19 protein-coding genes and 2 pseudogenes are annotated in these 18,758 nt (G+C 58.3%); 9 read left to right on the forward strand and 12 right to left on the reverse strand.

The window, feature by feature from the left end; genetic code table 11:
- Positions 1–34: 34 nt before the first annotated feature.
- The 8 genes from E5K03_RS14210 to E5K03_RS14245 form a co-directional block, all read right to left on the reverse strand.
- A complete protein-coding gene (locus E5K03_RS14210) occupies positions 35–1,447 on the reverse strand; it encodes a class II fumarate hydratase (protein WP_138007460.1) in 1,413 nt (470 codons plus the stop codon).
- Positions 1,448–1,643: 196 nt separating this feature from the next.
- A complete protein-coding gene (locus E5K03_RS14215) occupies positions 1,644–1,838 on the reverse strand; it encodes a cold-shock protein (RefSeq protein WP_137198647.1) in 195 nt (64 codons plus the stop codon).
- 57 nt (positions 1,839–1,895) lie between these two features.
- Positions 1,896–3,113 (reverse strand): AGE family epimerase/isomerase, encoded by a 1,218-nt coding sequence (locus E5K03_RS14220; protein WP_138007461.1) that lies wholly within the window; start codon positions 3,111–3,113, stop codon positions 1,896–1,898.
- 9 nt (positions 3,114–3,122) lie between these two features.
- A complete protein-coding gene (locus E5K03_RS14225) occupies positions 3,123–3,386 on the reverse strand; it encodes a BolA family protein (protein WP_138007462.1) in 264 nt (87 codons plus the stop codon).
- A 96-nt stretch (positions 3,387–3,482) separates the two neighbouring features.
- Positions 3,483–3,713 (reverse strand): hypothetical protein, encoded by a 231-nt coding sequence (locus E5K03_RS14230; protein WP_138007463.1) that lies wholly within the window; start codon positions 3,711–3,713, stop codon positions 3,483–3,485.
- Positions 3,691–4,302: a hypothetical protein gene (locus E5K03_RS14235; RefSeq protein ID WP_138007464.1), complete on the reverse strand. Its 612-nt coding sequence runs from the start codon at positions 4,300–4,302 to the stop codon at positions 3,691–3,693. The genes E5K03_RS14230 and E5K03_RS14235 overlap by 23 nt, the downstream gene beginning before the upstream one ends.
- A gap of 69 nt (positions 4,303–4,371) precedes the next feature.
- Positions 4,372–5,352 carry a flap endonuclease-1 gene (gene fen / locus E5K03_RS14240; protein ID WP_138007465.1) on the reverse strand — a complete coding sequence of 327 codons (981 nt, stop codon included), beginning with the start codon at positions 5,350–5,352 and terminating at the stop codon, positions 4,372–4,374.
- A gap of 95 nt (positions 5,353–5,447) precedes the next feature.
- Positions 5,448–6,059, reverse strand: coding sequence for a GNAT family N-acetyltransferase (locus E5K03_RS14245; protein ID WP_321167633.1), 612 nt, complete (start codon positions 6,057–6,059; stop codon positions 5,448–5,450).
- Between the two features lie 97 nt (positions 6,060–6,156).
- Between E5K03_RS14245 and E5K03_RS14250 the strand changes: the two genes are divergently transcribed.
- From E5K03_RS14250 to E5K03_RS14275, 6 genes are all read left to right on the forward strand, one after another.
- Positions 6,157–6,744 (forward strand): class I SAM-dependent methyltransferase, encoded by a 588-nt coding sequence (locus E5K03_RS14250; RefSeq protein WP_138007467.1) that lies wholly within the window; start codon positions 6,157–6,159, stop codon positions 6,742–6,744.
- Positions 6,745–6,820: 76 nt separating this feature from the next.
- Positions 6,821–7,228 (forward strand): DUF3054 domain-containing protein, encoded by a 408-nt coding sequence (locus E5K03_RS14255; protein WP_138007468.1) that lies wholly within the window; start codon positions 6,821–6,823, stop codon positions 7,226–7,228.
- A gap of 317 nt (positions 7,229–7,545) precedes the next feature.
- Complete coding sequence (locus E5K03_RS17625; RefSeq protein ID WP_138007469.1) at positions 7,546–7,773, forward strand: hypothetical protein; 228 nt, start codon at positions 7,546–7,548, stop codon at positions 7,771–7,773.
- A 41-nt stretch (positions 7,774–7,814) separates the two neighbouring features.
- Complete coding sequence (locus E5K03_RS14265; RefSeq protein WP_138007470.1) at positions 7,815–8,813, forward strand: ornithine cyclodeaminase family protein; 999 nt, start codon at positions 7,815–7,817, stop codon at positions 8,811–8,813.
- A 99-nt stretch (positions 8,814–8,912) separates the two neighbouring features.
- Positions 8,913–10,259, forward strand: coding sequence for a DNA polymerase IV (gene dinB, locus E5K03_RS14270; RefSeq protein ID WP_138007471.1), 1,347 nt, complete (start codon positions 8,913–8,915; stop codon positions 10,257–10,259).
- 97 nt (positions 10,260–10,356) lie between these two features.
- Positions 10,357–12,132, forward strand: a complete 1,776-nt coding sequence (locus E5K03_RS14275; RefSeq protein ID WP_138007472.1) for a helicase HerA domain-containing protein — start codon at positions 10,357–10,359, stop codon at positions 12,130–12,132.
- Between the two features lie 116 nt (positions 12,133–12,248).
- Here E5K03_RS14275 and E5K03_RS14280 read toward each other — a convergent pair whose 3' ends face one another.
- The gene (locus E5K03_RS14280; RefSeq protein WP_138007473.1) at positions 12,249–12,725 is read right to left on the reverse strand and encodes a hypothetical protein; all 477 of its coding nucleotides are present in this window, start codon (positions 12,723–12,725) and stop codon (positions 12,249–12,251) included.
- The gene (locus tag E5K03_RS14285) at positions 12,725–13,255 is read right to left on the reverse strand and encodes a DUF7342 family protein (protein WP_138007474.1); all 531 of its coding nucleotides are present in this window, start codon (positions 13,253–13,255) and stop codon (positions 12,725–12,727) included. The genes E5K03_RS14280 and E5K03_RS14285 overlap by 1 nt, the downstream gene beginning before the upstream one ends.
- 349 nt (positions 13,256–13,604) lie before the next feature.
- Here E5K03_RS14285 and E5K03_RS14290 point away from each other — a divergent pair, with 349 nt between their 5' ends.
- Entirely contained in the window at positions 13,605–14,834 is a 1,230-nt protein-coding gene (locus E5K03_RS14290) for an RNA-guided endonuclease InsQ/TnpB family protein (RefSeq protein ID WP_138007475.1), read from the forward strand.
- A 480-nt stretch (positions 14,835–15,314) separates the two neighbouring features.
- The gene (locus tag E5K03_RS14295) at positions 15,315–16,616 is read left to right on the forward strand and encodes an RNA-guided endonuclease InsQ/TnpB family protein (RefSeq protein ID WP_138007476.1); all 1,302 of its coding nucleotides are present in this window, start codon (positions 15,315–15,317) and stop codon (positions 16,614–16,616) included.
- Between the two features lie 70 nt (positions 16,617–16,686).
- Here the strand turns inward: E5K03_RS14295 and tpiA are convergent, their stop codons facing one another.
- Positions 16,687–17,331, reverse strand: coding sequence for a triose-phosphate isomerase (tpiA, locus tag E5K03_RS14300; protein ID WP_138007477.1), 645 nt, complete (start codon positions 17,329–17,331; stop codon positions 16,687–16,689).
- Between the two features lie 225 nt (positions 17,332–17,556).
- Positions 17,557–18,049: pseudogene (gene tnpA / locus E5K03_RS14305) on the reverse strand (IS200/IS605 family transposase).
- 43 nt (positions 18,050–18,092) lie between these two features.
- Here tnpA and E5K03_RS14310 point away from each other — a divergent pair.
- A pseudogene (locus E5K03_RS14310) lies at positions 18,093–18,758 on the forward strand (RNA-guided endonuclease TnpB family protein); the annotation flags it as partial.

Below are 18,758 nucleotides of genomic sequence, written 5' to 3' on the forward strand. Positions count from 1 at the left end.
AACTAAATTGAGCGGGATATGTCGCCTGGCGATCCTACTCTTCTGCCCCGAGAATCCCGCGGTGGGTCATCGCCTCGGGATTGAGCACCTCGTCTGCCTCCTCCGGCGACAGATACCCTTCGTCGATCGCGACCTGTCGAACGGTTTTGTCGTCTGCGAGCGCCTTCTTTGCCACCTTCGAGGCCTTGTCGTAGCCAATAGCGGGGTTCAGCGCTGTCGCCAGTGCCATCGACTGTTCGACCTGTTCGGCGCAGTGCTCCTCGTTGGCTTCGAGCTTTGCGACGAACCGCTCACCAAAGACCTGCGACACGTTCGAGAGGAGTTCGGCGGACTGCAGGAAGTTGTGCGCGAGGACAGGCTTGTAGAGATTCAAATCGAGTTCGCCGCGGGATGCGCCGGCAGCGATCGCCGCGTCGTTGCCGAGGACCTGCTTGTGAACCTGGTTGACCGACTCGGCAACAACGGGGTTGATCTTGCCGGGCATGATCGACGATCCGGGCTGGTTTTCTGGTTGTTCGATCTCGCCGAAGCCGTTTCGCGGACCTGACGCAAAAAGCCGCAGATCGTTGGCCATCTTGTTGAGCGAGCCGGCGATCGTCCGCAAGGCGCCGTGTGCGTCGGCCATGGCGTCGTGGGCTGCCTGCGCCTCAAAGTGGTTGTCGGCCTCGCGGAACGTCGTTTCGGCCTCCGCAGAGATGTATTCAGCCGCGAGTTCAGGGAACTCCGGGTGGGTGTTCAGTCCGGTCCCGACTGCGGTGCCACCGAGGGCGAGCTCACGAAGCGGCTCGGTCGCGTTCTCCGCACGCGCGATCGCCTTTTCGACCTGTGTGCGGTAGCCGCCAAACTCCTGGCCGAGTCGAACCGGCGTGGCGTCCTGGAGGTGTGTTCGTCCAGTCTTGACAACGCCGTCGAATGCTTCCTCCTTCGCTTTGAGTTCGGCGTGCAGCGATTCGAGCGCGGGGATGAGATCCTTCTCGACGGCTTCGAGCGCGGCCACGTGCATCGCGGTCGGGATCACGTCGTTCGAGGACTGCCCGTAGTTCACGTGATCGTTCGGATGGACGACGCGATCGCCGATCGCTGCCCCGGCGATCTCGGCTGCGCGGTTGGCGATCACCTCGTTCGCGTTCATGTTCGAGGAGGTCCCCGACCCTGTCTGAAATACGTCAACGGGGAACTGCTCGTCGTGTTCGCCCGCGATCACTTCGTCGGCGGCAGCGACGATTGCGTCGGCGGTTTCTGCGCCAACCAGACCGAGTTCGCGGTTTGCCTGTGCGGCGCCTTTCTTGACGATTCCCAGTGCGCGGACAAACCGACGGCCGAACGAGATTCCAGAGATGGGAAAGTTCTCGATCGCTCGCTGGGTTTGTGCGCCCCAGTAGGCGTCTGCGGGCACCTGCATTTCTCCGAGACTGTCGGACTCAACGCGGTAGCTATCGTCTGACATACCCGAATAGACGGCCGACGCGAGCGTAAAACCCATCGATCTGCGGGCGCGAAAGCGAGTCGTCTGCGTGTCAGTTTCTGGCGATACTGAACGCTATGAGCCGTTACGTCTCCGAATAAATAATACCGATCGGCGGGCGAACCCGCACGATCGGTGCTTCACAAACCGAAAAACCGCGGACGAACCCTCTCGGGAATTACAGCCGGGTCAGGTTGGTTGCACGCGGACCCTTGTCCGCCTGCTCGATTTCGAATTCGACTTCCTGTCCTTCCTCGAGATCGGGTCCGCCGACGTCCTCCATGTGGAAGAAAACGTCGTCGTCCGAATCGTCGGTCTCGATGAAACCATAGCCGCCGGTGTCATTGAAGAAACCGACTTTACCAGTAGACATTGCAACTGTACGAAGCAGTGCCGGGGGTATAAGGCTTGTGTGATAGCGTGAGGGGCGTCATCCAAACACACGCATACCAGCCAAGCACGCCCCAATCGGATGGTATCCCGGCTCGACAGCAGGCCCATCAGTGGGCTTGGTTGGCTCGTTCACCGCGTTCACCCGCTCGTACCAGTTGCCATGCGGCGCGACGAGATGTGCGTCGGCGTACGCCCACAGCCGATCGTACCAGTCGCGATAGCGCTCGTGGGCCGTTCGTTCGAACAACAGCGCCGCCGCCCCGATCGCCTCCGCGACTGTCCACCCATACGTGTCGGTGACGATCGGTTCGCCGTCCCGGTCGATCGTGTAGTAGAAGCCGCCGTGGTTGTCGTTCCACCCGATCGTCGTTGCCCACGCAAACAGTTCCTCCGCGTGCGGTATCGCCCAACTGGGTCGTGTAACCGCTGGTTCGGTCGCCGAACGGGCATCGATCGTCGCGAGCAGCCGCGCCCACTCGGCGTGGTGGCCCGGCTGGTATCCCCACGGACGGAACTGATCAGCTGGCTCCGATCGGTTGTACGCGAAGTCGTGTTCCCACGCAGGCGTGTAGTGCTCCCAGAGCAGTCCGCCGGTTTCCGCTGGAAGTTCGACACAGAGCTGCTCGGCAATCTCGATCGCCCGTCGAAGCTGCGGTGGAGAGCCAGTCGCGTCGTAGACGGCGAGGTGGGCCTCACAGGCGTGCATATTTGCGTTTTGGCCGCGGTAGGCCTCGATCGGTTCCCACTGCTCGTCTAGATCACTTCGATAGAGGCCGTGATTGGACTCGTAAAACCGATCCTCGAGGATATTCAGCGTAGTCTCAAGTCGGCCCGACGCGTGTGTCGCGCCTGCCTGGACCGCGTGGGCCGCAGCCAGCACACAGAAGGCGTGCCCGTAGGTCGATCGCATCCGATCGCGCGTTGGGGCCTCGTCCTCGTCCGCTCGTATTACGAGCTGATCGAATCCACCAGCCGTCCGATCGTAGTGACGCTCCCAGAGACGATCGAGCGCGGCAGTCGCCGTGGTCCGCCAATCGCCCTCGAGACCGAATTCGGCCGCGATCGCGGTGGTGACCACGAATCGAGCCGAAGCGACGAGGTGTAAGCGCTCTGGACACGTCAGCTCGCCAGTCAGTTCATCGCGCTCGGCACTGAAGGATCTCACAGATCGGTCTGGCGAATAGAAGGTGTAGATCTGGTCAATTCGCTCAGTGAGTGCGTCCGGATCGCGGTTCGAGCGGTCTGGGGTGGGCATCCCGATTAATTATTCTTCGACCGCCTCGTACTCCTCGGGCGTATACGTCTTGATCTCCATCGCGTGGATGTCCGTTGTCATCCGATCGCCGAGCGCGTCGTAGACTAGTTTGTGTTGGTCGACGAGGGATTTTCCCTCGAACGCCGGAGAGACCACAATTGCGCCGTAGTGGGCGTCTTCGGCCTCGTCGTTGTGAACGCGTGGCATCATTACAGTCGCGTCGGCGTCCTCGATTGCGGCTTCGATCGTCGCTTCGATCTCATCTGTGTCCATAACGATCTCACCGTTCCGGCGGGCAAAAAATGGGACGTATCCGGCTGTGACGCGCTCGATCAATTGTTATTATCAGCCAAGAGTGTCTGTCCGACGTCACCGATTGCGAAGGCGATCGCGAGCAGCTGCAAATCGGACTGGATCCGTGTCGTCAGTAGCGGCCATGTCGTTTGCTGACTGGAGCTGGGAGTCGATGAGGCGATTCTGCTGGCGTGACCATTCACGATCGTCGTGGGTCCGAACATACTCAGCCCACCGTTTGATCATTGCACGCCGTTGCTCAGTGTTCTGGCGTTTTTTATCCTCAAACTCCTGTGAGTTCAACATAGTAGTCCTCAACTCCAAGCTCGTTGACGTACATTTCGAGCCGCTCCGTGTTAAATCGTTCCTCGAAGGTCAAATACAGGTGAAGTGCGTCTTCGAAATCTTTCCCGCTGAGGCTGTCTGAACTGTGTGCAAGGCGGAGTTTGTACGCAATCTGTAGTTCGAGCGGACTGATATCGATCTGTCCTTCGTCGAATACAACGGTGAGGGGGTTCGAGAGTGCCTCGCGTTCCACATCGTTCGAGACAAACCACAGCTCGAAGTTTGGGAACATTTGTCCGTCTTCGGCAACTCGGATCCGACTACCGTCACTCAACATCGAATACATCTCATCAAGCGGCATCGCCATGCCCCAGTACCCCTGATTTTTGAGTTCGGTAACCAACTGTGCAGTCTCAGTTTGAGAGAGCGACTCTAGAATAACGTCGATATCTTCAGTCGATCGAGATCGTCCAGTAAGGATAGCGACGTATCCACTCACGATAACATAGTTCACGTCGCAGACGTCGAGGATCCTGGTGAACTCAAGTACATCTTTGTCAAGCTGTGAAAGCTCCCGTGAAACCGAGAGCGTGTCGTCACTGAGTTCCATCAGTTCGCTAATATTGCTCACCGGCACTAAGTTACCGGGACTAAATGGCGATTCAGCTATGGGAAATTCTCAAAGCCAATCGTTGAGTCCGGTCTGGACCATCGAGGATTCGATCCGCTCGAAGCCGCGTTCGACTTCGCTTGCGTCGATCTCCCAGGTGTCGACGACGTACTCTCTGGCAGCGTCCACGTCTGGATTCACGTCAGTTCGAATCGTGTAGTCGTCTGTTGTCGGTGGATTGAAGAACAGCTCACGGATGCGATCGGCGTGTGAAATGTGCTCGCCTCGCGCTTCGAGCACGGCAAACAGATCGCCGTATTGGTGGATCAGTTTGATCGCGGTCTTGGGCCCGACTCCGTGCACTCCCTCGTTGAAATCGGTCCCACAGAGAATCCCTACATCGACGAGTTGCTCGTAGGTGATGTCGTGGCGATCGAGCGTCGCTTCGAGGTCCATCAGCTCTGGATGGCCCTTGCTCGTAATCCCCCTGAGAGTTCTGGGTGCGCCGAAAAGCAATGTGTCGTAGTCTTCACTGCCGACGTAGTCGACGTCGCCGATCCGGTTCATGTATGACGCCTGTGCCTCACCCTCCGCTGGCGCGTCGATGTACGGCACGTCGAGCATCGTCAACAGCTCACGGGTCGTCTCCTGGATCGTCTCGGTGAGCCGCTGGGTCCGCGCCTCAAGGCGAGCGGCGGCGACGGCGTCGCCACGTTCTCTTGCGGCTTCGAGTTGCTCCTCGGCGTCATGGCGCTGCGCGCGGCGGCGTTCGACCTCGTCGTCTTTGAGCTCTGTCACCCCGCCGTCGAAAACGAAGATCGGGACGAGTTCGTGTTCGAAGAACTTCGGGAGTCCTTTGATGACGCCAATTAGGTTTGCGACTTCAGTGCCATCATTGGTGGTGTAGACTGCGTCATTCGTCCATTTGACTGTCGTCGTGAGGTACCGGTACAGCCAGTTGTGTGCATCCACGGCGACGGTCGAGCCGGTACACTCCGCGAACGGGAGTTCCGTGATCGACGCGAGCGATCGAAGGTCCGAATTACCCATACCCGGTGTTCGGCCGCCGTCGGTTTGAGACTGACCATTGGTGATCACCTGCTATCGCCTGCCGTCGTCCGCTGTCATCTGCAGGATACCACCGATCAACCGCTTTGACGCGACGGCGGATCGCTGTGTACCCGCGCGTCGAGGAACGATCGCTCGGCCGCTGAGAGCCCCTCACGATTCCGGTAGTGGTCGAGTCCCGCTTGGTAGCGCTTGGTGTCCCCCGCTGAGTCAGTTTCATGCGAATCAGCAGCGTCGATCGGTCGCTCTAAGACCAGTTCGGCCAATCCGGTGGTCCGGCCGGTAAACGCAAAACCAACCTTGTAGAGCGCCTCGTACGCGAACGGGTTGTTCACCGCGATCGATGCCCGGTCGAAGTCACGATCCTCTGCCCCCTTGAGCACGTGTTCGACAAGTTTGGGAGCAAGCCCTTGCCCGCGTCGGTCTCGTCGTACGGTGACGTATCGTAGCCAGAGGGTCTCTGGATCGCGGCGGTCGGGGCTGAACGCGATCGCAGCGAGGATCGAGCGATCGAATACGTCGGAATGTATCGTCGACGGAAGCGCTGGAAGATCTCGGGGATACGTCTCTTCGGCCCGCTCATCGCAGATGACGGCCTTTCCGGTCCCCGTCATCACGAACTTGCCGGCGTAGCTGAAGACGCGGTAATCGAGGCGAACCGTCGGCTCGTCTTCTGGCCACCCGAGCATTCGACACTCCATGAAGTGATGATCGGTTTCGAAGACGGTGGGTGTTTCGGCTGTACCAGGGAAGTGTGTTTTATTCTTGCTGGTCGAATGCCTGGGTATGTACGGACCCGGCGATGTTCAATTTTTCACGCGGCTGTCTCGGATCTACGATCTTGTCATGCCCGCTGCGAACGAGGCAGCGATCGACGCGGGCCTCTCGTCCGCGGAACGCCCCGTCAACCGGGTGCTTGACGTTGGTGGCGGCAGCGGTCGGGCAACGGTTGCCACCGGGCGCACAGACTCTATTGTGGTCGATATCTCCGCCGGGATGCTCTCACGAGCGCAGGCCAGGGGCCTGGCATGCATCCGCGGGGACGCCCGTCGGCTTCCAATCAGCGATCGGTCGGTTGACGCGGTCCTCATCGTCGACGCCTTTCACCACATGCCTGACGGCGAGGTCGTCCTTGACGAACTCGTCCGCGTGCTTCGTCCGGGGGGCGTGATCGTCATCAGAGAGTTCGATCCCTCACGGCTTCTCGGACGGACGATCGAACTCAGCGAACACGCGATCGGCATGCAGTCGACGTTCTACACACCGACCCGGCTGGCGTACGAACTGGCCGAGCGAGGACTCGATGTCTCGACCACCGACAATCGGCTCGGCTACACAGCTATTGGTGTCCTATCAGTCGACGATTCCCAGTGATCTCTTTGATTGTCAACATATCACAGGGGCAGACCAGGACCGTTGATATCATTATCGCCCGCCCGAACACCCAGGTATGAGCGCGATATCGGAGGCGACTGGGGGGCGCGTTGAGATGGCAGCTCTACCGCTTACGATCGGTGACCTCGCCGCAATAATTGCAGTGTTGACCTACGGGATGATCGACCACAACACGTTCGTTGACCCGACACACATTCTCATGGTGTATGCCCCGTTCATCATCGGCTGGTTGATCGCCTTTCCGATTGTTGGTGCGTACTCCGCAGGAGCCGCAGAGTCGGCGAAGGCAGCAATTCCACTCGGTGTTCGATCGTGGGTGGTCGCAGCTGTCATCGGGTTCGCCCTGCGATGGACGCCGGTCTTTCCGGGCGGGCTCGCGGGGGCCTTCGTGGCTATCACGTTCGTGTTGGTCGGCGTGTTGATCGGTGTCTGGCGGTGGCTCTTTTTCAAGATTGTGGGATAGCGACGGAGACGATCTGAGTCGCGAATTCTCACCGAGAGCAGATCTTTGCTAACCTGAGAGGCGGGTCGATACGGCTATTTTGTCGTCGGTTACTGGACCAAGAAAATATCACTATTACTAATTTTTTCGTGAGGTGAATGCAAAAAACAAACCCGACGAATCAGCAATTTCAAAACCCCCGAAAACAACTACTTTAGAATCTCTAGCGTATGTTTATATCCATAACTTATGAGAATTATATTGCATAGTTCTTTCAATGGGCTCCGTGAACCACGGGAAACAATTATATACCCACTGTACATACCATGTGCTGTATTATGACTGGATACTACGACTACGTACTCGGGCTCATTCCCGTATCGCTGATCGGAATACCTGCTTTGCTCAGCGTGATTGGCTTGCCATTGACGGCGGCCGTGCCCCTCGGTGCGACAGCGGCGATCGGGATCATCGCCCACGCCGTGTTCGTCAATGTTCCAGTCGACCCACAAGCGACAGAGTCCACCGCTCGGCCTCCCAGTCAGAACAGCATAAACGCCGACTGATTGCGGTCGATTTTTTGTAGCACACGCCCGTTTCGGGTGATATGACCGACACACTGTTCTTACGAAGCGATGAGCTCGATGGGCTTGCAACACCCGCAGAGTACGTTGACGCGGTCCGATCGGGCTACAGAGAGTACGGTGAGGGCGCTCCTGCCGAGCCCCGGACAAAACTCGTCAACCGTGATCCGGCGGGGATGTTGACGACATATGCCGCAATCCTCCCAGAGACTGGCGCGATGGGCGGCTACACGTACAGCGCGGGGTTCGGTGCACGGGATGCGTGGTTCATGACGCCGCTTTTCGACGCTGAATCCGGTGAGCCGATTGCGCTGTTGGACGGTGCGAGCATGAATCCCTACAAGACCGGCGCAGCTGGTGGCGTCGGCGTTGATGCACTGGCCCGCGAGGACGCGACTGTTGCCGGAATCATTGGCAGCGGCGCACAGGCGCGCGGACAGCTGAAAGCGATCGCAGCCGTCCGAGATCTGCAAGTGGTTCGGGTGTTCTCACCCACGCGCGAACATCGCGAAGCGTTCGCCACCGACCTATCCGCGGAGTTGAACCTGGACGTTCAGGCAGTCGATTCCAGCGCCGAAGCCGCGGGGGGTGCTGATATCGTCGTAACCGCGACAAACGCCTCGAGCCCAGTGATCGACCGCGATACGATCGATCCGGGAACTCACATCACCGCAATGGGACAGTACAATCCGAACAAACACGAACTCGACGCCGAGACGATCGCCGACAGCGTCTACGTCCCCGACATCGCCGCCAGAGCGACGAAAGATGCCGGTTCGTTCATCAACGCGATCGATGCAGGCCTCGTCGATGAGGGTCACATCCACGGCGACCTTGGGGATGTACTCGCCGGAGCGGCCCCAGGGCGACAGTCTGACGAGGAGATCACCGTGTTCGACAGCGGTGGAACCGGGATCGAGACCGTGGCGGCGGCCTACATGCTGTACCAGAAGGCGATCGACGCTGGGCTCGGGACAACGATCGATTTCGCGCCGGCAAGCGAGGCACTCACCGGACAGTAACAGCGGTTTCTCACTCGCTTCACCGGACAGTAACAGCGGTTTCTCGCGTACTTTCGGTAGCCGGTGTTAAGCCACTGAAGCATCAAGATTACTCAGGCGATGGGATCGAGCCACCTCCCCGGCGTAGACGGCGACGACAACGGTCGCGATCGGATCGTCTTCCACGTCGACATGGACTGTTTTTACGCCTCCTGCGAGCGGCTTCGCGAACCCGAACTGCGCGGCGCACCGGTGGTGGTCGGGATGGGCTACGAGGCTGGCGAGTCTCATGGCGCGGTTGCAACGGCGAGCTACGAGGCCCGCGAACACGGGATCGAAAGCGCACAGCCGATCGGTCAGGCGCTTGACGCATTACCGCGAATCGGTTCGACCCCACCTGATCACGACGGCCCAGTGGGTCACTACCGACCAGTTGATCTAGATTTCTACAAAGATGTCGCTGGAAGTGTCAAATCGATTCTCCACGAGTGTGCAGAGACCGTCCGCGAGGTGAGCATCGACGAGGCGTACCTCGACGTCACCGATCGAACGGGATGGACGAAAGCCTCTGACGGCCGTCCCCTCGCTGAGGGATACGCCAGATACGTCAAAGACCGAATCGATCGGGAAGTTGGCGTCACGGCGAGTATCGGCGTAGCGCCCGATATGGCAACCGCAAAGATCGCCAGTGATTACGACAAGCCTGATGGGCTCACTGTTGTCGCACCTGGGACCGTCCGATCGTTCCTCGAACCGATCCCGATCGACGAACTCCACGGCGTCGGCCCCGTCACCGCGGACGAACTCCGGTCAATGGGGATCGAAACCGCAGGTGACCTCGCCACAGCCGACCGCGATACGCTGGTCGAACGGTTTGGCTCACGGGGCGGTGAACTGTACGATCGCGCCCGCGGCGAGGACGACAGAGCGGTGACACCGACGGGAGATCCGAAGAGCCTCTCGCGAGAATCGGCGTTTACGCAGGCAACCGAGGAGGCTGAGGCGATCAAATCGAAGGTGAAAGCGTTGGCTGCAGATGTCGCCGAGCGAGCCCGCGAGCGTGGGGCACTGTATCGGACAATCGGGATCAAAGTCGTGAGGCCACCCTTCGACGTGAATACTCGGGCACAATCGCTCTCAGGGCCTGTCGATGCGCCCGACCTCGTCGAGAAGGTCGCGCTCGATCTCTGCGCGGAGTTCGAGGGCGATCGGGTGCGAAAGCTTGGAGTTCGCGTCTCGAATCTCGATTTCGATGGGAGTGATCAAGCGACGCTGACCGGCTATGAAACCACGACAGATGAGCGCGATCGCCCCACTCAAAATGGCCAACCCGATCGACCAGAGGGCGAACGCATCGTTGATTGGATCGACACCGATGAACGGCCGATCGATGACACCCGCTCAACGGCAGAGGGAAGACCGACCGGGCAGCGATCGCTATCGGAGTTCGCTGATTCTGATCGGTGAGCTGACGTCGAGTGAGTGGTCGATCAGGCGATACGCTGAGGCACGCGATCGAATGTCTGACGCAATACTATGTACGTAGAGCGACAGTATGTACCTAATGAGCGATACCAAACACATCACTGTCGCGGACGTGAGCGCCGGTCCCGGCGGGACGAACGAGATTGAGCCGGATACACAAGTCGAACTGCCGGTCGTTGACATCCTCACCGGCCGTGGGTTCGTTACGGGGAAATCGGGATCCGGGAAGTCAAACACGGCCTCGGTGGTCATGGAGAATCTCTTGGATAACAACTTCCCTGTACTTGTGGTAGACTCGGACGGCGAGTACTACGGGCTCAAAGAGGAGTACGAGATCCTCCACGTTGGCGCGGATGAGGAGTGTGATATCCAGGTGAACCCTGAGCACGCCGAGAAGATCGCCTCACTGGCCCTCGAACAGAATGTGCCGATCATTCTCGACGTGTCCGGCTACCTCGACGACGCGGACGCTCAAGAACTCATTCTTGAGACCTCGAGGCATCTCTTTGCGAAAGAAAAGAAGCTCAAGAAGCCGTTCTTGCTCGTGATCGAAGAGTGCCACGAGTACATCCCCGAGAAAGGCGGAATGGGTGAGGCCGGCAAGATGCTCATTAAGATCGGCAAGCGCGGGAGAAAACACGGTCTTGGTATCCTCGGCATCAGCCAGCGGCCCGCAGACGTCAAAAAAGACTTTATTACGCAGTGTGACTGGCTCGTCTGGCATCGGCTGACCTGGCGAAACGACACAAAAGTCGTTGGGCGGATCCTCGGTAACGAGTACGCGAACGCAGTCGAAGATCTCGGTGACGGAGAGGGCTTTCTGGTCACAGATTGGTCTGAATCGATCCGACGGGTCCAATTCCACAGAAAGCGAACCTTCGATGCGGGTGCGACGCCCGGCCTCGAGGACTTCGAGCGCCCAGAGCTCAAATCTGTCAGTGGAAATCTCGTCTCAGAACTAGAGGAGATATCTGACGAGAAACAGCGACGTGAAAGCGAGATCGCCGACCTGCGCCAACAGCTCGATAAAAAAGACGCCAGGATCCAACAACTCGAGCAGGAACTCGAAGAGGCAAAGGATCTCAGCCAGATGGCCGACAAGTTTGCTCAGGCGCTTTTGAGCCGATCGGAGGCCTCCTACCGCGGTGGAAGCGGCCAAACGCCGGCACACGACGACGCACAATCTGATCTTTACGAGTATGAAGCCGGCGAGCGCGATCATTCAGATCCGACTGAGCCTACGGCGGCCGACGATGGGTGGGACGACGACGCTGTCGCCGCGTGGGTCGGCGAACCTCCGAACGAATCCACCTCTGCGGCACGTGAAACGAACGGAATCACTGCGGCGGATCCCGCGTCTCCGGACGCACCCGACGACGACATCGCCGCACTGGCACAGTTAGGGACTGTCTCGAAAGACGATATCACAGAGGACGCGTTGGAGTTCGCCGAAGCCGTCGAGCTCGGAACCCGGCGGGCGGTGATCGACGAACTGTGCGATCGTATTGAATCGCTCCCCGAGCCGAGTCTTGACGTTCTTCGACACTACCGAATCGAAGGAACGAGCGATCCGCTGACTGCGCACATCGAAACGGGTGGCGACGCCGACCAGCAGTTCGCCTACAGCCGTCATCGGCCACTCAGACAGGCTGGTGTTGTTCAACACATCGGTCACGGAGAATATCAGTATGCGGTTCCGGATCTCATCGACGAGGCCTACGCCCATCAACTCGGACCCGACGAGGTCGACGAGATGGTCGCAGCGATCGAGTCGACGTTCGTCGATTCAGTCGAAGACCCTCGGACACCGCGGCCCGCCCGCGGCGATCGTGGCTTCGTCTTTGAGATGGAGTGAGTATTTCAGTCCTCGGAAATGGGGGTGATTTTCGTAACTTTGGCTTCCCGGTGTTACTGGGGAAGGTATGAATCAGGGTCAGATTACCGAGTACTGATACACCGTACTGAGCGCGGTCAGGGTTGGTTCGTTCCGGTGTTAATGTTTGTCATCGACCCCTCGTCAAGTGCCTGTCGCCATAAGAGGTGAATTGACCGGGCAACGATGTCAACTGAGCGTTCCCTGAGACACGATGCCTCTACGTGTGTATCCGCGCTTGACGCGTCTGGTGGCGGGTGGAAGTGTCGGTCGTCGGGCGGTGCTGAAAAGTCGTGAGGGTGGATATCCCACCGGAGATCGCGCCCGGACGTATCCGAGTAGTGGATGTTGTAGTCGTCCACCGTCGTCCATCGAACCGTGAATATAGTTGTATCTGCCTCCCCGATGCCGTACGAGATCGTGAGTCGGAGTTCTCGGGGGTTGAGTCGGTCATCGATTGCGCCTGAGGCCATCGGTTCGATAGCGGTGAACGCATCTCGAAATGCATCGAGTTTCGTCACGTCGACAGTGCCTCGAAGCGCGTGAGAGTCACCGTCTTCACTGTCGAAGTGCATCAGACTGCTTCTGGCTCACCAGTGGGGTTTTCGACCGCGCTGAGCGCGAGCGCCACTTCAGCGAATGCGAGGTTCCGCCGCGTCGTTCGCCACTTCAGGAGCGTCTCTGCGTCGATCTCCGCGTGGGATCGGACGGCGTCATCGGGCGAGTTAGCGCCGAAGCGGTCGCCGTACTCTCGAAGCTCCTCGCGCATCTCCAGAACGCGTGTCGAGAGCGTATCGGTGTCCGTTTCGTCGAGGATACGCCGAGCCTGTTCGAGGGCGAGCGAGTCCGTGGACCGCTGATACAGCGTTCCCGTCGAGTCTGGTGACGCGGTCTCTGCCACGTAGCCGTGTTCGACAAGCGAACGGAGGTGCTTGCGGGCTGTCTGCTCCGACGTAAGGGCCTTTTTGGCAACGATCGCCGCGCTCATGGGCTCGTACGCCGTGCGCATCACTGACCGCACACGGTCGAACGGGCTGGTCTCACGCTTCCAGTCCTCTTTGGCGCGCTCGTTCACATCTTCGAACGGAGGGGCAGATTCTGGCATCGAATTACTATACGAGACAGGAGCAGATCACTCTTCGGGATGCTATTCTTATCCTCCTGGCCTGTCGGGTGCGTATCAGTACGCCTAAGAGCCAATGAGCGACTTTCCTCACTCTACACGGGTTGCTGGAGGACTGTACTTCTCCTCTCAACCAGGTTGCGAGGACGTCTTCGCGGTCCAATGCGATTTCTTGAACGGCTGAAATTCAGAGAGATTGCGAGGCGGATACCCCGAGGCTTGACCTCGGGGAGGAAGCCGACACTCGATGACACAAACCACGTACGATGGCAAGGCTGACTCCCCACACCTGAAAAATACTTTCAAGTATCACTAAGCATACTAATGAAGTATGGAGGTCGTTAGGAACATCCAGATAAAGCTCGACGTTCCCGAGGACGCTCATAGCGTTCTCGATGAGACGTTCGAGCAATTCCAACAGGCGGCCCAACACGTCGCTGACGCTGGATGGAGTGACGACCCCACAGAAATCGAGGACACGAAGAACACGCTCCACGAACAAACCTACACTACTGTTCGGGAGCAGACTAGTCTGCAAGCCAGTCTCGTCCAATCTGCTCGAGATCTCGCCGCCGACGCGCTCGGCAACTGCAAAGACCGCATCCTCGACGAAGGTGAAAAGGCAAGCAAGCCTGAGTTCCGAGGGAGCGTCGTCGTGTACAATGGGCGCACCATCACGTACAACGACGACCACGTAACGCTCGCAACCGTGGACGACCGCGTGACTGCCGAGTTCGTCACACCCGAGGATGACGAGGGGACACCGTTTGCGGAGTATTGGACGTCAGAGTGGGAACGGAAGGAAGCCACGCTCCACAAGCCTGACGGCACGTACTACCTCCACGTCGCAGTCGAGAAAGAAGTCGAACCCGCCGATTCTAGCGACGATTCGACCGAGAACGGAGTGGTTCTTGGCGTTGACTTGAACGTGGACGGCTACCTGGCCGTCACCTCAACGGGAACGTTCCTTGGAAACGCAGACTACCTCAACCACTGCCGCGACGAGTATGAGCGTCGGCGCGGCAACCTCCAACAGACAGGCACTCGCTCCGCACACCTTACCATCAAGAGCATCGGCTCACGGTTCGCTCGGTGGAGTGCAGACTACCTCCACCGCATCTCGAAAGCGATTGTGCAGGAAGCCGTGGAGAACGACTGTACGGCGATTGCGTTCGAGAACCTGACGCATATCCGCGAACGCATCTCGAACGCCTCGAAGTTCCAGCAGTGGGCGTTCCGCGAACTCCAACGCCACGTCGAATACAAAGCCGAAGAATACGGCATCGACGTGGACGATGTTGCCCCTGCATACACGTCGCAGCGGTGCAGTCACGGCGAATGCGGATTCACCCACGAGGACAACCGAGATGGTGACGAGTTCGAGTGCCTGAAGTGTGGTAAGGAACTCCACGCCGACTATAACGCCGCTCGGAATATCGGGTGGCGTCTTATCCAGCACTGGCTCAAGTCTGGTGCTGGACGGGCCACCAGTCAACTGGCCCTCAAGTCAGGGACGCTGAACGCGAACGGTCGATTCAGACCTACTGCACTACTCAGTTAGAGCGGGAGTCCACTGACAAGCCTCGGGGCTTGACCCCGAGGCGGTTGACCAGCCCGGTGTACGTCGAAGCTGTTTGGCTTCATCAACTCCTCGTCTCGATATCGCTGAAAAATCCGGTGTCAGTAACCACACCCGCCTTCATACCTCTTGGCCGCCTCGATGGAAAAGTTACGAATGTAAGCCAGAGTACCGAGTACTGATTTAGCTGAATTGAGGCACTAAGCCCCCTTCCTCAACGAGTGAGTGAAGCGAGCGAGTAGGGAGGGGATACAGCGCCGCACAGTTCTCATACACTCTACGGTTGCAGGCCCACACAATCACAACTCTTTTATGCATATAGTAAATATAATGCATACAGTGAAGCGGACCACAATCACGCTCCGAGAGGACCAACACAAATGGATTCAGGAACACCACTTGAATCTCTCATCGTTCATTCGTGAGCGACTTGACGAGTACATCGAGGAACACGAGTAGCAGATGTACTACGCCTACAACTACCGACTCAAGCCGTCCGACGCCCACCGTGAGGTGTTGGACCGCCACCGCGATATTTGTAGGCAACTATACAATCACGCGCTCTACCGCTTCGACCAAATCCCCGAGGACGCAGGTACGCTCAACCAACGTGTTCGGTCCATCCGAGACGAAATCCCCGACCTGAAAGATTGGTGGGATGACCTCTCGGACGTGTACTCGACAGTTCTGCAAACCGCAGTCATGCGAATCGAGCAGAACGTCAAAGGCCTCTCCAAACTCAAGGAGAACGGCTACGACGTCGGTCAACTCAAGTGGGAACCGCCACGGGAGTTTCGCAGTTTCACGTACAGTCAGTCTGGCTTCAAGCTCGACAAGAAGGGCGGTCAGACTGTCATGTCTCTCTCGAAACTCGCAGACATTCCGATTCGGCTTCACCGTGCCATCCCTGACGTTCACAAGAGCGACAGCTCTTGTGCAGCCCATCAAAAATCTCCGATTTCTGAGGACGACGCGAAACTCAAGCAAGTCACGGTTAAGAAGGAATCGACGGGCGAGTGGTTCGCCACGTTCGGTGTCGAAATGGACCGCGAACCACCCGAACCGCCTGAGAATCCCGAGAAGTGCGTCGGTATCGATGTGGGGATTCTCAAGTACGCCCACGACACCGACGGCACGGCAGTCGGGTCACTCGACCTTTCCGACGAGCGCGAACGCTTGGAGCGCGAGCAACGGAAGCTCTCGCGGAAACAGCACGGGTCCAACAACTACGAAAAGCAACGACGGCGCGTTGCGAGGTGTCACGCCGACCTCCGACGGAAGCGCCGCGACTTCCTCCACAAGCTCTCGAATTACTACGCCACCGAGTACGACCTCGTAGCGGTCGAAGACCTGAATGTGAAGGGGATAATGGAGTCGCCGTCGAACAGTCGCAACACGGCGTCTGCGGCATGGCGGACGTTCCTCTCGTTACTCGAATACAAGTGTGAGCGGGAGGGAACGCACTTCGTCGCGGTCAACCCGAGAGGAACGACCAAAGAGTGTGCGTCCTGTGGCGTTTCGACGGAGAAGCCGTTGTGGGTCCGTGAACACTCCTGTCCCGCGTGCGGGTTTGAGGCGGACAGGGACGCGAACGCAGCGTGGAACATCCTTTCTCGTGGCCTCGAAGACGTAGGAGTGGGATACTCCGAATCAACGCCTGTGGAGACTGCGCTCCCTGTGGATACGTCCGTGTCTGCAAAGCGCGTCGTTGAAACAGGAAGCCCTACCCTCAAGGAGCGAACGGCGTCAGCCGTGAGCGAGTAGGGTAGGGTAGTTCACCGCGTCGATTGAAGTGCGTATACAGCGCGTCGATTGAAATGAGTGTTCTGCGCGTTTATAATTCCGAGACGAGATCTTCCAGCACGGCTGCCGGATCGTCGGCTTTTGCGACCCCGCTGGCCAGAAGCACACCTGTTGCACCTAGTTCGCCTGCGGCGGCGACGTCATCACCGGTCGAGACGCCCGCCCCACAAAATACTGAGACCCCATCGTTTACGCGGCTGGCAGCGTCAACTGCGTTGGTCACGATGTCTGGATCCGCAGAGCTGACAGAGACGTCTCCACCGATAAGCTCCGGCGGCTCGACGGCCGCAGCATCCGGTCCGAGCGCGGCGACAGCGGCGATCTGCTCGGGGTTGTTCCCACAAACACAGGTTTCGAGACCAGCGCGTTCGGCAGCAGCCACCGAGGCGTCGATGTCTGCGAGCCGCAGGCGGTTCTCCGAGTGATTGATCAGCGTGCCGACCGCGCCAGCATCTGCGACCGCCTCCGCAAGCGTACTCCCAGTGTGGCTGCCGTGACCGTTCGGTGAGACGTGTTGTGCCCACGTTTCGACGCCTGTCTCGGAGACACGCTCGAGATGGGCCGCTTGGGGCGCAACTGCGATCCGAACGCCGGATTCTTCGGCCACATCGCGGGCGGCAGTTGCGATCTCGATCGGGTCACACGGGTACGCCTTGAGGTTGACCAGGATGAACATACTCTACTGAATGCTCCCCTTGACAAATAGGTTGACCCTTTCGGCCAATCTTGAGTCAGCCAAGGGCCCGCCGTCTTTACAACAGCAGTACTTTAGCTTTTGGACGGCCTCCGCTCTAAAGAAAACAGCGAGAGTTCCACGGGTTTCCGAAAACGTCCGTTTTCGGCTTTCGCAAATCTTCGATTTGCTCAACACCTGACCCGTGGGTGAATCGCGTACGCTCGCCTAATGTTCAGTATCCTCTATGTACCGAGGAACCACGTCCTCGGAAACTGCACCCGTCGTCCCGACGTAGTAGCCATCCTTCCACAGGCCACTTCCCCAGAAGTACCGCTGTTTGAGTTCAGGATGACGCTTGAGAACCGTTCGTCCCGAGTAACCTTTGAATTGCTTGGCTATCTCGGCAGGACTCCATTTCGGCTCGGTCTCCACGAACAAGTGAACGTGGTCGGAGGCAATCTCCATCGACACAATTTCGTGACCAAACCGCTCGGCAGTCCCCCGGAACAACTCCGAAAGTTCGTCTAGAGCTACTTCCAAAATCCCGTGTCGATACTAAGCGGAGCGAAGCTCCGCGAGGTACGCAAAGCTCCGCTTTGCTTGACTTCGGACATTGCAAATCTCTGATTTGCAAGCAGTCAATCTTTGATTGACGACACCACACGAAATGATATTTACACGAACTAATCGAATGTCCGTGACTCCTGTAAGTTCCTATCCTAATCCCTACTTTTACTATCATTTAATTCGATAGTCAAGGTATGGGTATCGAAGAAGTCACGAAGACCGCACGCACTCGACTCTGTATAGAGTCTGGTGAGCGGTCGTGGCTCAAAGATGCCCGCTTCACCGCACGAGACATCTCCAACGACACACTCCGACTCAAACAAGACGGCTACAACAAGACCGAAATTCAACGCGAAGTTGACCGCGATGACTTCCTGCGGAACAACAAGTGCGCGGTCGTCGCCAAGGCTCTGCAAGCGTGGGATTCTTACAAAGAACTCCTCAACTGGTGGCACGACCAAGACGACACCCACGTCGGGAAACCGTCGCCACCGGCCACAGACAAGAACGGAGCCTACCCACTTGTCATGGCGCACACCGAAGGCTACCGACTCACCTGCAACGACGAAGATGACCGGGTTCAGTTCCGTGTGAGTCCGAAGCCGTATAAGAAGGTGAAAGGGCATCTTCAAGGGCGACCGGAAGATCTTGAACTCATCGAATCGGCCTTGACTGAAGATGAGTGGTCGTTGGGACAGGCTGAACTTCTGTCTCGAAAATCAAAGATTTTCGACGAGTCATCGAAGTGCCGTGGCACTTCGAGATACCGAGATGGCGTGTACTACCTACACGTCACGGTCAAAACAGAAACCAAAGTGCCTGAATCCGAAGACGCTGACACGCTCGTCGGCGTCGATATT

The sequence above is a fragment of the Halalkalirubrum salinum genome (genome assembly GCF_005543295.1).
In the GTDB taxonomy this organism is placed as follows: Archaea; Halobacteriota; Halobacteria; order Halobacteriales; family Haloferacaceae; genus Halalkalirubrum; species Halalkalirubrum salinum.

Excerpts from the sequence above, each read along its gene's own strand:
- E5K03_RS14265 (WP_138007470.1), top strand. The coding sequence starts at position 7,815 with ATGACCGACACACTGTTCTTACGAAGCGATGAGCTCGATGGGCTTGCA.
- E5K03_RS14245 (WP_321167633.1), bottom strand. The coding sequence starts at position 6,059 with ATGCTCGGGTGGCCAGAAGACGAGCCGACGGTTCGCCTCGATTACCGC.
- E5K03_RS14215 (WP_137198647.1), bottom strand. The coding sequence starts at position 1,838 with ATGTCTACTGGTAAAGTCGGTTTCTTCAATGACACCGGCGGCTATGGT.
- E5K03_RS14290 (WP_138007475.1), top strand. The coding sequence starts at position 13,605 with ATGGAGGTCGTTAGGAACATCCAGATAAAGCTCGACGTTCCCGAGGAC.
- fen (WP_138007465.1), bottom strand. The coding sequence starts at position 5,352 with ATGGGTAATTCGGACCTTCGATCGCTCGCGTCGATCACGGAACTCCCG.
- E5K03_RS14235 (WP_138007464.1), bottom strand. The coding sequence starts at position 4,302 with ATGGAACTCAGTGACGACACGCTCTCGGTTTCACGGGAGCTTTCACAG.
- E5K03_RS14285 (WP_138007474.1), bottom strand. The coding sequence starts at position 13,255 with ATGCCAGAATCTGCCCCTCCGTTCGAAGATGTGAACGAGCGCGCCAAA.
- E5K03_RS14225 (WP_138007462.1), bottom strand. The coding sequence starts at position 3,386 with ATGGACACAGATGAGATCGAAGCGACGATCGAAGCCGCAATCGAGGAC.
- E5K03_RS14210 (WP_138007460.1), bottom strand. The coding sequence starts at position 1,447 with ATGTCAGACGATAGCTACCGCGTTGAGTCCGACAGTCTCGGAGAAATG.
- dinB (WP_138007471.1), top strand. The coding sequence starts at position 8,913 with ATGGGATCGAGCCACCTCCCCGGCGTAGACGGCGACGACAACGGTCGC.
- E5K03_RS14295 (WP_138007476.1), top strand. The coding sequence starts at position 15,315 with ATGTACTACGCCTACAACTACCGACTCAAGCCGTCCGACGCCCACCGT.
- E5K03_RS14255 (WP_138007468.1), top strand. The coding sequence starts at position 6,821 with ATGAGCGCGATATCGGAGGCGACTGGGGGGCGCGTTGAGATGGCAGCT.
- E5K03_RS14250 (WP_138007467.1), top strand. The coding sequence starts at position 6,157 with ATGTACGGACCCGGCGATGTTCAATTTTTCACGCGGCTGTCTCGGATC.
- E5K03_RS17625 (WP_138007469.1), top strand. The coding sequence starts at position 7,546 with ATGACTGGATACTACGACTACGTACTCGGGCTCATTCCCGTATCGCTG.
- tpiA (WP_138007477.1), bottom strand. The coding sequence starts at position 17,331 with ATGTTCATCCTGGTCAACCTCAAGGCGTACCCGTGTGACCCGATCGAG.
- E5K03_RS14280 (WP_138007473.1), bottom strand. The coding sequence starts at position 12,725 with ATGCACTTCGACAGTGAAGACGGTGACTCTCACGCGCTTCGAGGCACT.
- E5K03_RS14275 (WP_138007472.1), top strand. The coding sequence starts at position 10,357 with ATGAGCGATACCAAACACATCACTGTCGCGGACGTGAGCGCCGGTCCC.
- E5K03_RS14230 (WP_138007463.1), bottom strand. The coding sequence starts at position 3,713 with ATGTTGAACTCACAGGAGTTTGAGGATAAAAAACGCCAGAACACTGAG.
- E5K03_RS14220 (WP_138007461.1), bottom strand. The coding sequence starts at position 3,113 with ATGCCCACCCCAGACCGCTCGAACCGCGATCCGGACGCACTCACTGAG.